Raw genomic sequence first — 13,135 nt, forward strand, 5'->3', positions numbered from 1 at the left:
CCCATTAGCCCACAGGCTAACGCCGGGTCGCGGGCTATTCTCCTTATCACACGCACAGGAGAATAGCCCATGAACATCACTCATATTCGCAATGCTACCCAACTGATCACGTATGCCGGTAAACGCTTTTTGATCGACCCGATGCTGGCCGCAAAAGACGCTTATCCCGGTTTCCCCGGCACGGCGCGGGCCGAGATCCGTAACCCAATGGTTGAATTGCCCGTTGACGTCAGCACGCTGCTGGACGCCGATGCGGTGATCGTCACCCACACCCATGACGATCACTGGGATCGCGCGGCGGTGGAACTGATCGCCAAAGACAAACCGATCTATGTGCAAAACGATCGTGATGCCGCGCTGCTGCGAAGCCAGGGTTTTCATAACCTCACGGTCATGACCGACGAGTCCACCTTTGGTGATATCCTCATCGCGAAAACCCACGGCGGCCAGCACGGTACCGATCGCGCGTACGCGGTGCCGGAGCTGGCAGAGCGTCTGGGCGAAGCCTGCGGTGTGGTTCTGCGCCACCCGGACGAGAAAACGCTCTACATCGCGGGCGATACCGTCTGGCGTGATGCGGTGGCGGCCGATCTGCAAAAACACCAGCCGGATGTGGTGGTGCTTAATGCCGGATACGCGCATGTGATCGGTTTCGGGCCCATCATTATGGGGGAACAGGATCTGCTCAACGTTCACTTCCTGCTGCCGCAGGCAAAAATTGTGGCGGTCCACATGGAAGCCATTAACCACTGCCTGCTGAGCCGCCGCGCGCTGCGGGAATACGTGGAAGCAAACCAGATCGGTGATGCGGTGAGCATTCCCCAGGACGGCGAAACCGTTATATTCTGAGCACCAAAAAGGGAAGGAGAGACAGATGCCACTTATCAACGTCGCGATTGTCGCGGTGGACGGGTTTAGCCCGTTCCACTACTCCGTTCCCTGTATTCTGTTTGGCGACGCGGTTTCCGGCGAAAAGCGCTTTAACGTGACGATCTGCGCCGAAAAACCCGGCGTTCTCACCTCAAAAGAGGGCTTTGCCCTTAACGCGACGCAGGATTTTTCAGCCATCGCGCAGGCGGATATTGTGGTGGTGCCCTACTGGCAGCACGTGCTGGATCGCCCGCCTCAGGTGCTGCTCGACAGCCTGGTGCAGGCAAGAGATAACGGTGCGGAAATCGTCGGGCTGTGTCTGGGGTCGTTTGTGCTGGCGTATGCGGGCATTCTCGACGGCAAGCGCGCGGCCACCCACTGGGAGTTTGAACATCACTTCCAGTCGCTTTTTCCGCGCGTCCAGCTTGATATCAACGCCCTCTATGTGGATGACGACAATATTATTACCTCCGCCGGGACCGCCGCCGCGCTGGACTGCTGCCTGTATATCATCCGTCAGCGCTTTGGCAGCGTGGTTGCCAACCAGATCGCCCGTCGGATGATTGTGCCGCCGCACCGCGAAGGCGGTCAGGCGCAGTTTATTGCCCAGCCGGTGCCGAAGGACACCCGCGACGCACGGATTAACTGCCTGATCGACTACCTGCAGCAACACATTACCGAGCCGCATAATCTCGACTCGCTGGCGAAGGTGGTCTCGATGAGCCGCCGCACGCTGACCCGCCATTTTGTCAACGCCACCGGCATGACCGTGGCCGACTGGCTCACCGCCGAGCGCCTGCGGCGCAGCCAGATCTTACTGGAAGCCGGCAATATGCCGGTTGAACGCGTGGCCGAGCTGGTGGGGTTTAACTCTGCGGTGACCTGGCGACAACAGTTTAAGGCGCGTTTTGGCGTCAGCCCGACGGAGTGGCGCAAGACGTTTCGTATTCAGCCGTCTGTAGCCAGGCATGATGCGACATGAAGTAACACCGTCTTTTAGGCCGGGAGACCCGGCCTGCGGATGCTTTTAACTCACAACACCTTACTGAACAATCACGCGGCCGTTCAGAGGCTGAAGCGGACGGTTATTGCTGTGCTCAAGCGCTTGCTTAAACATCTCCAGCTGCTTTTCTGACAGGGTGACGGTGTTTTTCATCACCAGCCAGCGCAGCCCTTCGGTGCACGGTGGGGTGGTCAGCGAGCCGCTGAAGCGATAGTAGTGCAGGTCAGCCGGGAACAGCGGACGAAGATCGAGGTGTTTATCAATCGAGATTTCGTGGTCCTTTTCCTTCGGAAGGCGCGCCAGCAGCGGGTTGAGTGCGCTGTTTTCCGGGCCGACCTCAAACATAACGGCAAGCACCGCGACGTCGCCCTCTTTGCTGGCATGAACAAAGTGCGCTTCCAGCGGGAAGGATTTGCCGTTGATCCGGTTTTCGCTCGGGGTGTGGAAATGGTACTGGCGCAGGGTAAAGATTTGATCGTCCAGACGGAATTCATCTTCGTCGCTGGCGGTCACCTGCAGGGTATGGCCGTTGTTCACCAGCTTTTCGGCGGCGGTATGGAAATTCATCTCCAGCGGCGGCAGCGTGGCGTTATAGGCGTTACGGATATCGATGGGCGACTGGAATTTCCCGGTCTTGCAGGTGGCAAACTCGTCGCTGAGCTCGCCCCAGTTTTCCGGACCACTCTTGCCTTCATACGTCCAGTGTGGGGCAGACCCCGCAAAGACAGAGGCAGATAAGGCGAATAAGGATGCGGTCAGAATGTGTTTCATGTTGTGTCTCTCAGAATAAGAAATGCGCGTTAAAATACTGATGGCATTGTACTCTTTTCCAAAAGACCCGTCTTATATTGTGGTTATTTGCGTTAAAGAAAATGAAAGCCCCTTCTTACCCCAGCTTCTCCATCTTCGTCTCTCCCTCCGTCATTGACAGCTGATACAGCGAAAACGATCGGTGCTTCTCAATCAACGTCGCCAGCTCCGGCGAGTGGCTGGTGAGCCAGATCTGCGAGTAGCGGCTGGCCTCGGCAATCAGGCTTGCCAGCGCGGGCAGCATCTGCGGATGCAGGCTGTTTTCCGGTTCGTTGAGGGCGATAAACGCCGGTGGGCGCGGGCTTAACAATGCCACCGCCAGGCATAAAAAGCGCAGCGTGCCGTCAGAGAACTCCGCCGGTTCCAGCGGGCGGCTTAAGCCCTCGCGCTGCATCATCATGCGAAAACGTCCGCCGGTGTTGTCGCTGTAAAACACGCAGCCGGGGAAAGCCTGATCAAGAATGCGCATCAGCAGCAGTTCATCGCCAATCTCGACAATGGTCTGAAACGCCGCCGCGAGGTTGGCGCCGTCGCTCGCCAGCACCGGAGAGCGGAAACCCACCTGCGGGGCACGCATCATGGAGCCGCTTGCAACGGAAAACTCATGATAAAATCGCCAGTTACGCAGGGACTCGCGCATCTGCGACACTTCCGGGTAAAGGTGCGGTTCGCCGAGCTGGCCGAATACCGATTCGTTCTCGTACAGCGTGCCGCTGTGGGTCACTTTCTCGTGATGGACGTTATTCAGGAAAACCGCCTGATTTCTGCGCTTCATCAGCTGTGCAGACGGGCGGCGGTGCTGCCCGCTCAGCCAGAGCGACTCTTCCTTGATCACCGGATCGAGCTGAAACTGCGAGGGATAGGGCAGCTTCTCAACAAAGCCTACCTGCAGCTCGTATTCGTAGGTTTCGGTTTCTACCGCCAGGTTCATCCGTCGCAGCTGGTCGCTGCGGGTTTTACCCGCCCAGAACACTTTCAAGATCCCGCCTTCATTCGCCAGAGCCTGAGAAAACTGCCCCTGCGCGGCGCTGTGCATCAGGTGGATCGCCTTGTAAATATTTGATTTCCCGGTGCCATTCGGGCCGAAGACAATGTTGAGCTGTTCCAGCTCCAGCGACATATCGCGAATTGAGCGGTAGTTTTGAATGTGTAGGGTGTTAATCACAGGCCGATCCCTTTTTTGCGTTATAACCTGTATATATTTACAGCCTTTCAGGCGAAATGCAAAAAAGAGACGACAGTGAGGATGTCGTCTAAACGGGCTACTGCTTCGGGCCCCTGAGGGTCAATGGGGGCCTTCGCCTTATTGATTATTTAACGGCCAGACGCAGACCCAAATCATCAGGATAGGGATCAAAGTAGTTTTGCGTCATCAGATACTGATCCGGGTATTCGGCAAGGTAATGTTTTAGCAGCGTGATCGGCGCAAGAATGGGCAGAAGCCCTTCGCGGTAATGCAGGATCACGTCACGAAGCTCACCCCGCTGGCGGCTGTTAAGCTGGTTACGGAAATAGCCCTGAATATGCATCAGCACGTTGGTGTGATTTTTCCGCGAGGCGGGCTTTTTCAGGATGGTCATCAGTTTTTCGCGGTACGCCTCGAAGAACGCGTCCAGATCGTCCCATTCATGCAGCGAGGCGACAAATGGGCCAATCTCACGGTAACCCGCCTGATGGTGTGCCAGCAGCTGCAGTTTGTAGCGGCTGTGAAAATCCAGCAGCGCGCGGCGCGTCAGGCCGTTTTTACGCAGCGTGTTCAATTCGTGCAGCGCAAAAACGCGCTCGACGAAGTTTTCTCGCAGCACCGGGTCGTGCAGACGGCCATCCTCTTCTACGGGCAGCCACGGCCAGGTTTCAAGGAGCGCGGCGGTGAACAGCCCGACGCCCTCCTTGCGGCCCCGGTTGCCGTTTTCATCGTACACGCGCACGCGTTCCATGCCACAGCTGGGGGATTTTGCACAGACGATAAACCCGGCGAGATCGCCGATCTTTGGCAGATAACTGGCCGTAAAGTCGGCCATTTTCTGCGTGACATCATCATGCGGCGGATGGCTAAAACGCATCTGCGTGTCGCCACCGGTCGTCATGATCAAACGCAGCGCAGGGCGTGGTGTGGGCAAGCCGATGGCCATTTCGGGGCAAACGGGTCGGAAATTCACCCACTGGGCCAGCTCATCCATGACGAAACCCATACGCTTATGCCCGCCGTCAAAGCGAACGGCGGACCCGGTCAAGCAGCCGCTAATACCCAGCACAGGTTTCGTTGTCATGGTATGTTCCTCCAGAGCCAATACTTAAAACTTACACAATCTTGCTTATTTGTCCAAGTATTGGCGGAGGTATTTTTTATTGCCTTTTAAAATCAATAGTTTTTAACTGCCCTTGTAGGTTGAATAACCGTACTGACTCAGCAGAAGTGGAATGTGCAGTTTCTCGTTGGTCCGGGTGACGGTAAACAGCACCGGTACTTCCGGGAAGAATGTCTCCAGCTTTTTAGCGTGGAAATAGTCTGCGGTTTTGAAGGTCACTTTATACACGCCAGGCTGCATGTCCTGTTCCTGGGGATAGAGCGATTTAATACGTCCGTCATGGTCGGTTTTGCCGCTGGCAACCGGGATCCATTTGTCCTGCTGCTGCTTTTCCAGGGTAACGGTGACATCCGATGGCGGCATGCCGGTTTGCTGGTCGAGAACGTGTACGCTCAGCGTGCCGGCAGGGGCACTGAAGGCGGCAGGGGCAAAAGCCATGGAGGCCAGGATCAGCAGAGGGGCAGTTTTTTTCATGTTGTTTTCCTGTGAAGTTGTCAGTCACAGGAAAACGTTAGCATCTGCGGCGCGGAAAAATATTCAACTTTTCGTGAAGATTCCCGCAGGAGAAAATCATTAGAGGATAATGACCTCAAGGGAAAGCTGCTGCTGCCACTGCGCCACCTGTTTTTTCCGCGCGGCGGTCAGTTTACCGCTGGTGACCAGCAACCATTTGCGATCGGGGAATATCTCCGGTGCCAGCGTGGCAGGGGGCGTGGGTAACACGTCGATGCGGTGACCCTGGCCGGTCCGCGACAAGGCTTCGAGCCAGATTTCACACGGGTCGTTCAGGTACCAGCCGCTGAGCAGAATGTTATCGCCCGGCGCTTTTTTATCGCCTTCAAGGCAAAACGAGGTGTAGGCGATGAGGATGCCGTCGAGGATCGCGCGCAGAGTCATGGCGGCGGCGACGTTGGCGGACACCTGGCTGCGCAGCGGACGCAGCACGTTGGTCACCAGTTCAGGTCTGGGGTATTCGCGGCCCGCGTCGTAAATCATCTGGCGCAGGGACTCGATTTTGCCCCCCTGCAGGCGTTCCAGCATGTTCTGCTGTAGCGTTTGCCAGTTGTTGGTCCGGCGGGGTACAGGGCGCTCAAGCAGGGGTTTTACCTGGCCAATGGGCACGCCTTTTTTCACCCAGTCGAGGATTTTCAGCGCCTGCTGAACGTCTTCATCGCTGTACTGGCGGTGGCCGCCCTCCGTGCGCTGTGGCTTGAGTAAACCATAACGACGCTGCCACGCCCGCAGCGTGGTGGCGGTGATGCCGCTAAGTCTGGCGAATTCGCCGATGGAGTAAGCCATGTCCATGTCCAGAGTGGAGGAATACTCTCAATATACTACGAATTTTTCAGAACGGGATGAAGCGCCGAAAGGGTGCACTACACTTAACATCCAACCGTGCAAATGAAAGGAATTCTCATGAAGCTATGGCCTGTTGTCACCGGGGTTGCCATTGCGCTGACCCTTGTAGCCTGTAAATCCCCCACGCCGCCGAAAGGCGTACAGCCTATTTCCGGTTTTGATGCCAGCCGCTATCTCGGCAAGTGGTATGAAGTCGCCCGCCTGGAGAACCGCTTTGAACGCGGGCTGGAGCAGGTGACGGCCACCTACGGCCAACGGAGCGATGGCGGAATCAGCGTGCTTAACCGGGGTTACGACCCGGTGAAGAACAAATGGAACGAGAGTGAAGGCAAAGCGTACTTTACCGGCGTGCCAACCACCGCCGCGCTGAAGGTTTCGTTCTTCGGCCCGTTCTACGGCGGCTATAACGTCATCAAGCTGGACGATAAGTACCAGTACGCGCTGGTCAGCGGCCCGAACCGCGACTACCTGTGGATTTTGTCGCGCACGCCAACCGTGCCGGACGCGGTGAAGCAGGATTACCTGAACACCGCGCGCAGTCTGGGCTTCCGGGTCGATCAGCTGGTGTGGGTAAAACATTAATCCCTACTGGTACGAGAACGTAATGCTTGCCAGCGCGTTCGCCGAGCCGGGGACAAGTTCGCCGGTTCGGATGTATTGCGCCTGGAACGGCAGCGACAGGGTTTGTGCCGCAGTGGTGCTCTGGATAAAGAACTGATTAGTTGTGCCCGCCGCCGAGCTGTCCGGCCCCATCATCAGCGGGCCGGTGCCGTTAAAGAAAAACTGCACCCCTACGCCGGACGCGGTGGAGTCGCCGGTCAGCGTCACCACCGACGAGGTGTTTGACGGCGTGGTCTGATCGGTCATCACCGCGCTCACCGCGACGTTCGCGTCACAGGTCAGGCTGACGTTAAACGCACCCGAAGGCGATGTACTGCCCACGGTGGCCAGCGTGCGGATATCGATCGTACCCAGATCGACGTTCGCGCTTTTGGTGCCCACCGTACAGCCGCTCGCCGTCACGGTGATGGTGGTGGGGTTAATGATGACCTTTGCCGTTTTGACCTCGTTGTTATAGGCGGTTAGCACCGCGGCGTTGATAGTCGGAATTTGATACACGCCGGATTTCAGGGCGACACCGGTTTTTATGAAGGTGACCTTTGCCGACCACCCCAGATCCTGGGTGCTTGTACTGGTGCCTTCTGCCGGATAGCTCTGCGTCACACCGGTTTGCAGGGGAATGTATTTCGTCCCATTAAAATCCTTCAGCCCGATGATATAACCCACGCCTGGAACGCCGGTTTCAAAAATGGTGTAGTTCACCCCGTCGACGGTGACCGTCATCCCGCTTGAGATCGCGCTGCTGCTCGGCTCCAGCGTGCTTTTAGTGCAGTGAAAAACAAACCCACACCAGAACACCTGTTGTACGCTGACGGAGGCGCTCCAGGTGGAGCCGATAATGCTCCCCGGCACCACCGAATCTGCCGGGCCGCTGTAGGTCATCGGCTGCGGGGAGAGGGTGATATCTGATTTCCATTCCATCGCCTGTGCGCTGGCGCAGATCAGTAATCCGCTAATAAACAAGAATAAACGCATCATTGATACTCCGTGGTCCAGGTGGCAAAAGCGGAGACGTCTCCGGCATTCACCGGCGCGCCCGTGGCGGCCAGCCGAGCGTAGAAGGTCATCTCTACGCTGTCATCGCCCGGCGTGCCCCGGGCGGTGGTTTGCGTGTCGAGGGGGATCAGCCCGCCGTCTTTATCGAGGATCTGCACCGCCACGCCGGTGGCGCCGCCGTCGGCAATTTTCACCAGCTGCGGGTTGTCGTTATCCGGCGTGCCGCTGAAGCGGATTTTGACCCCGGCAAAGGTTGGCCCGCACGCTTCAAGCCTGATCGTGAAGGGCGTTTTGATATTGCTGACCGCGCCTGCACGGGGGAATTGTTTAATCCCGATGGTACCCAGCGGAACGTCCTGCTCTTTAGAGTCCGCCGCGACAACGCAGGTGTTGCCGATCAAATTCCCGGTGACGGAAACCAGCACGTCATAGCCGCGAACCGGGAACGTGAAGATCAGCAAAGCGATGCTGAACGTCCGAAGCGTTACTGACATACCACCTCCTGTGAATAGAGCCCGGTGCGGGCGTTATAGCTCTGCTTGTTCAACGCGTAGTTGATGGTGCAGCGCTGGTCGCTGTTGCGCCCCCATACGGCACTCAACGTGCCCTGCTCGGTTAACCCCGACAGATACAGGCTGCCGCCGTCGCCGACGATGCCGCTGGTTTTGTCATCGTTCAGTGAGACCAGCGTGCCGAAGGGCAGCACGTCGTTGCCGCGGCGCACGACAAACATCGCTTTTTTCCCCTGGCGCGTGACAAGGGTGGCGCGAACCAGCGCGCCGTCGGTCGGCGTTTTATTGACGATGGCATTCTCCAGCTCCACGTCATTACCTGCGGTTGTGACATCCAGCGCGACCTGGTTCACGCGGTACGGCGTGGCGTAGGGGATCACCGCGTAGCCCCGGCTGTCGGTTTTGATACCCTTGTGGTTAAGCACGGCAACGTCGCTGGCGCCCGGGGCTTTCACCAGAATGTTGGTGTTGCCGAGCGGCTGGCTCAGCGTCAGACCATCTTCATGCAGCACCGCGCCGCCGCTCATCCCGTAGCTGAGGTTGCGGGAATCGCGGGTGTAGCTGTAGCCCAGGTTGTAGTCTCCTTTTGCGCCTTCGTATTGCAGCGTGGCGTCGCCGCCGTAGTGCTGCTGCGCGCTATAGCGCTGGTTGACGCTGTAAAACAGGTTCTCCTGGCCCGGCAGATAACCGCTCACGCCGGTACTGGCCGTAGTGCCGGTTGAATCCGCATGGGTGGTGGTAAAGCGGGCGCGGGTCGACAGCGCCGGGTTGCCCAGCGGCACCGAAAGTGACATCGCCAGCACGTTATCTTTTTTGTCGTCATACAGGCTAGAGCTGCGCTGAACGCTGACGCCAAGCGACACGTTACGAAACGTGGCATTCCACGCGAACTGCAAACTTTGCGTGGTTTTCGACGTGTTCCAGTAGGTTTGCTGATCCCACGACAGCGACAGCGAACCGTATTGCCCCATCGGCTGTGACAGCAGCAGCTGGTTTTTGGCCTTACGCGACATGCGCAGGTTATATACCGTGTCGTAGTGGGTGGTGACGGTGCCATCGTCTTCCACAATCTGCTTTGGAGATCCGCCCGCCATGCCCTTGTACGTGGTATCGCTCAGGGTATAAAACCCTTTCGTTGAGTAGCGCAGCGAGAAAAAATTAACCCGCGTGCCGATATCATTCAGCAGCTTGCTGTAACGCAGGCGCACGGAATCGCCGGTGTAGTGCTGGTCGTCCGCCAGCTGGCTGCGGGCGTGGGTCAGGTCGATTGAATACGCGCCAAAGCGCCCCAGGTTCTGCCCAATCCCGAAGGCCAGACCGTTATAGCGATCGGCAAACTGCGCCCCACCGTAAAATGTCAGGCCATAACGCCAGCCGTAGAACAGCTCGCCCTGCGCGAAAGAGGGCGCATCCTGATGGCCCATCGGACGATATTTTCCTGCTCCCAGGGCATATTTCAGCTGTCCGTTACGCACCAGGTTTGGCACGCTGGCATACGGAAGCGTGTACTGCGTCTGGCTGCCGTCGTTCTCCTGGATCGTGACCGCGAGATCGCCCCCGGAAGAGGTCGGGTAGAGATCTTTCAGCACAAACGCCCCCGGCGGCACTGAGGTTTGATAAATGATATTACCGTTCTGGCGAACCGTCACCGTGGCGTTGCTGCGGGCGATGCCGCGCACTTCCGGCGCATAGCCGCTCAGGCTGGCAGGCAGCATATTGTCATCGGTTTTCAGGGCAATGCCGCGCAGGCCCACGGCGTCGAACACCTGGGCGGAGGTATACGTTTCCCCGGCGTAAACCTGCGCGTTCAGGGCGGGAATATCCCGCTGCAGCCAGGTCTGCACGTGGGTGAGTTCGTTAGTATCTTTGGTCCACGTGGTGAAATCACGCAACCGCCACGCGCCGAGATTGATGCCGCTGTTCAGGCTCGCAAACAGCTGCTGGTCGCGCGTGCGCGTCTCGCCCTGATAGTCATTGTTCGAGCCGTTTACCACATAGTTCAGCCACGCGGCAGGAATGCCCGCTTCCCAGCTTTCCGGGCTGACATACCCGCGCGGCAAATTGCGCATCGCGCTCTGCGGTACGGTGAAGCTGAGGGAGAGCGTCTGCTGGTCAAAATCAAACCGGGTATCGGCAAACGCCTCCGTCAGAAAAATGCAGCGCTGCGCGAGCGGCAGTGCGCCGCCTTTCGCCTGCTGGCTGTCGATGCCCAGCGCCGCGATCTGTTCAGGCGTGAGGCATGGCAGGGCTTCCCCTGTATTTTCAGCGGTGCGGAACGTGACATTGCCGGTGAACGCATAGTTGTTATTGATATACACGTTGAGGTTGTGATCGCCTGGCGGTAATGCGCTCCCGGCGTTGACCCAGGCGAGATCGGCGCTGTTGGCGCTCTCACCGTTGAGGAACGCAGGGTTAAATTGCAACGCGCTTTCAGCCGCCATGGCCTGCCGAATTACCAGGGAGATCACCGTGGCACACAGGATTTTTCTTTTCACGTGGTCACGCCTCACAGTCGGGATTATTGGGACAATGCCGCGCGTGTCGCGGGCGTCCATGCGCCGTAATCGTTAATGGTCTGGTAGCTCACGCTGCTGGCGTGGCTGAAGGTTTCGCCCAGCGTTACGCTGGATTTCGGCGGCACCATCACCGGCTGTACCGGCATGCCATCGATTTTCAGGTTGATGGTGGTGAGGTAGTACGGCGTTGGGTTGCTGAGCGTGACCTTTCCGCCGCGATAGGCTCCGGTCAGGCTTTTCCAGGCGTCCCCTGCGCCTTGCCCAAGGCTCTCCGGGCGATAAAACACCTTGATGCGGTTTGCCGAAGCAAACTGCAGCGAATTGCCGGAACCGCTTTTGGTCTGCTGTGGAATGGCTTTCACCGTCATCCAGTAGAGCGTTTCGCGATCCTCTGGCAGGGCTTTACCGTTAAACATGATTTTCACCGCGCTTTCGCTGGCCGGTTTCATGACGAACAGTGGCGGCGTAATAACGAAGTCGTTGGTTTTTTGCCCTTTTTCGTTTTCCATCCATGACTGGATCAGGAACGTGGCGTCGGGATGCGTGTTCCTGACCTGCAGCATGGACTGGTTGGTAGTGCTGGAGTAGACCATTCGCGTGGCGCCCAGCCCTACGCCGCCTGCATATGCGGCGGATGAACATAATGAAATAGCCAGACAGATCCCTGCTTTTGCGCGCATGGTGCGTCTCCTTAAAGCTGAGTCAGGCCCGGCCAGCGAACCGGGCCTGAAAATTACGAGTAGGTAACGGTGTAGGTTGCAACCGCGCTGGCATCACCCGCCGTGGCGTTGCCCTGCGGTGAGTAATATTTCGCGCTGAAGTTCAGGGTGTTGGCCCCCGCACGCAGAGGAATGGCGGCGGCAGGTTCACCCAGCTTCACCACTTTGCCCTGCTCGTCGTACAGGCGAATCGCAACGTGCTGCGCCGAGTTAGCGCCGCCGTTTGCGCCAACGGCCAGGCTGTTGGCATCGGCCGCATCCGGCGTACCGGTGAAGGTCACGGCCACGGTGGTGGCGGCAATCGGATTGTCTTCCGTTGAGGCGGAGGTATCGGCGATTTCGCAATCTTCCAGGGTGATGGAGAAGGCTTTCGCGGTGCTGGCTTCGCTGCCTGCCGCGGCCAGCGTGGCGGTACGCACTTCGCCCATGTCGACATCAATGTTGGCGCTGCCAGCACTGATGGCGCAGGCTGAGGTCACCACCTTGCCGCTGAAGTTCACCGTACCGCCGCTGGTGGTTGCAGCGAACGCCGACCCTGCTGGCAGTACTGCCGCAACGGCGACGGCAAGCAGTGTTTTCGTTTTAAATTGAGCTTTCATTGTCCTGATTCCATGTTGTCGTTATGTCGGGTTGTGCTCTTGGTCGACAGATCTAACTGGTTAAAAAGACCAGCAAATCTGTCTTATTTCTGAGCCCAAGTTTTCTTATCGCTGAGCTTTTTAACGCGCTGACGCGGCGGTAAGAAAGCTGCTCTGTTTCGGCGATATAACGCATATCCAGACCTTTTCGCAGATCCTTCAATACTCGCCATTCGCCCGGCGTCAGCGATAACGCCGTGGGTTTCTTTTTTGGGCGATATCGGCTATCGACCATTTTTAATAAGCTGGCTCGCCAGTGATAAAGTGGCTCCTGCAGCGAGATATAGGCATCTATATCGCCGCGTATCCACAGCCAGGAATTGGCTGGCGCGGAATACATACAAATAAGGACGTCAGGCTGGCGGGATTTGATGTTTTTTATATATTTCAGGCAATCAAATCCCGCGTGATACTTTTCCGTTCCGGATAAAAAAATGACATCAACGGGGGTGGTTAAAAACACGGTTTCCATTAATGAATAATCATCGCTTGATGCTATTACCTGCATTTCAGGAACTATGTTTTTTAATACCGCGGCGATCCCCTGACGTGAAAAGTGATCGCCTCCCAACAGTGCGGTTGTTAAATGACGTTTATTTCCGGTTTTATTCGCCATGTTATTCCCTCGATTTATAATTGTAATGAGGCTCGCCCGTCTGGCAGAACGATGCCTGTATTTTCGAAGCAATTAAGCATTGCACGGTATGGAGTCACTATACGGATAGTGCGAAACAGGTAATCTGAATTAATCTTAATTTGTATTAAGTTGAGCTAAACGGATT

General features: G+C 57.2%; 14 protein-coding genes. 3 read left to right on the forward strand and 11 right to left on the reverse strand.

Annotated features, from left to right (window positions below):
• Positions 1-69: 69 nt before the first annotated feature.
• Complete coding sequence (locus tag VF709_RS14505; RefSeq protein WP_149896762.1) at positions 70-849, forward strand: MBL fold metallo-hydrolase; 780 nt, start codon at positions 70-72, stop codon at positions 847-849.
• Between the two features lie 25 nt (positions 850-874).
• A complete protein-coding gene (locus VF709_RS14510; RefSeq protein ID WP_013094852.1) occupies positions 875-1,852 on the forward strand; it encodes a GlxA family transcriptional regulator in 978 nt (325 codons plus the stop codon).
• 60 nt (positions 1,853-1,912) lie between these two features.
• Here VF709_RS14510 and VF709_RS14515 read toward each other — a convergent pair whose 3' ends face one another.
• The 5 genes from VF709_RS14515 to VF709_RS14535 all read right to left on the reverse strand — a co-directional run bounded on the left by VF709_RS14515 (position 1,913) and on the right by VF709_RS14535 (position 6,291).
• Complete coding sequence (locus VF709_RS14515; RefSeq protein ID WP_013094853.1) at positions 1,913-2,644, reverse strand: carbonic anhydrase; 732 nt, start codon at positions 2,642-2,644, stop codon at positions 1,913-1,915.
• Between the two features lie 115 nt (positions 2,645-2,759).
• Positions 2,760-3,848: an AAA family ATPase gene (locus tag VF709_RS14520; protein WP_013094854.1), complete on the reverse strand. Its 1,089-nt coding sequence runs from the start codon at positions 3,846-3,848 to the stop codon at positions 2,760-2,762.
• Between the two features lie 145 nt (positions 3,849-3,993).
• Positions 3,994-4,953, reverse strand: coding sequence for a YbgA family protein (locus VF709_RS14525; RefSeq protein ID WP_029881877.1), 960 nt, complete (start codon positions 4,951-4,953; stop codon positions 3,994-3,996).
• A 102-nt stretch (positions 4,954-5,055) separates the two neighbouring features.
• On the reverse strand, positions 5,056-5,466 hold the full coding sequence (gene uraH, locus VF709_RS14530; protein WP_013094857.1) for a hydroxyisourate hydrolase: 411 nt from the start codon (positions 5,464-5,466) through the stop codon (positions 5,056-5,058).
• Positions 5,467-5,565: 99 nt separating this feature from the next.
• A complete protein-coding gene (locus VF709_RS14535; protein WP_020686466.1) occupies positions 5,566-6,291 on the reverse strand; it encodes a MerR family transcriptional regulator in 726 nt (241 codons plus the stop codon).
• Between the two features lie 117 nt (positions 6,292-6,408).
• Here VF709_RS14535 and VF709_RS14540 point away from each other — a divergent pair, with 117 nt between their 5' ends.
• On the forward strand, positions 6,409-6,933 hold the full coding sequence (locus VF709_RS14540; protein ID WP_149896761.1) for a lipocalin family protein: 525 nt from the start codon (positions 6,409-6,411) through the stop codon (positions 6,931-6,933).
• 3 nt (positions 6,934-6,936) lie between these two features.
• Here the strand turns inward: VF709_RS14540 and VF709_RS14545 are convergent, their stop codons facing one another.
• From VF709_RS14545 to VF709_RS14570, 6 genes are read right to left on the reverse strand one after another with little or no spacing between them, the layout of a single operon-like run.
• Positions 6,937-7,947, reverse strand: a complete 1,011-nt coding sequence (locus tag VF709_RS14545) for a fimbrial protein (protein WP_149896776.1) — start codon at positions 7,945-7,947, stop codon at positions 6,937-6,939.
• The gene (locus tag VF709_RS14550) at positions 7,947-8,462 is read right to left on the reverse strand and encodes a fimbrial protein (RefSeq protein WP_023621018.1); all 516 of its coding nucleotides are present in this window, start codon (positions 8,460-8,462) and stop codon (positions 7,947-7,949) included. The genes VF709_RS14545 and VF709_RS14550 overlap by 1 nt, the downstream gene beginning before the upstream one ends.
• Positions 8,453-10,975 carry a fimbria/pilus outer membrane usher protein gene (locus VF709_RS14555; protein ID WP_139937352.1) on the reverse strand — a complete coding sequence of 841 codons (2,523 nt, stop codon included), beginning with the start codon at positions 10,973-10,975 and terminating at the stop codon, positions 8,453-8,455. The genes VF709_RS14550 and VF709_RS14555 overlap by 10 nt, the downstream gene beginning before the upstream one ends.
• A gap of 23 nt (positions 10,976-10,998) precedes the next feature.
• Positions 10,999-11,676, reverse strand: coding sequence for a fimbrial biogenesis chaperone (locus VF709_RS14560; RefSeq protein ID WP_023621016.1), 678 nt, complete (start codon positions 11,674-11,676; stop codon positions 10,999-11,001).
• A 53-nt stretch (positions 11,677-11,729) separates the two neighbouring features.
• Positions 11,730-12,314 carry a fimbrial protein gene (locus tag VF709_RS14565; RefSeq protein ID WP_013094864.1) on the reverse strand — a complete coding sequence of 195 codons (585 nt, stop codon included), beginning with the start codon at positions 12,312-12,314 and terminating at the stop codon, positions 11,730-11,732.
• A 52-nt stretch (positions 12,315-12,366) separates the two neighbouring features.
• On the reverse strand, positions 12,367-12,969 hold the full coding sequence (locus VF709_RS14570; RefSeq protein WP_038418313.1) for a LuxR C-terminal-related transcriptional regulator: 603 nt from the start codon (positions 12,967-12,969) through the stop codon (positions 12,367-12,369).
• Positions 12,970-13,135: the final 166 nt, after the last annotated feature.

Origin of the sequence: Enterobacter sp. Lyrl_3 (genome assembly GCF_051948675.1) — a bacterium.
Taxonomy (GTDB): Bacteria; Pseudomonadota; Gammaproteobacteria; order Enterobacterales; family Enterobacteriaceae; genus Enterobacter; species Enterobacter cloacae.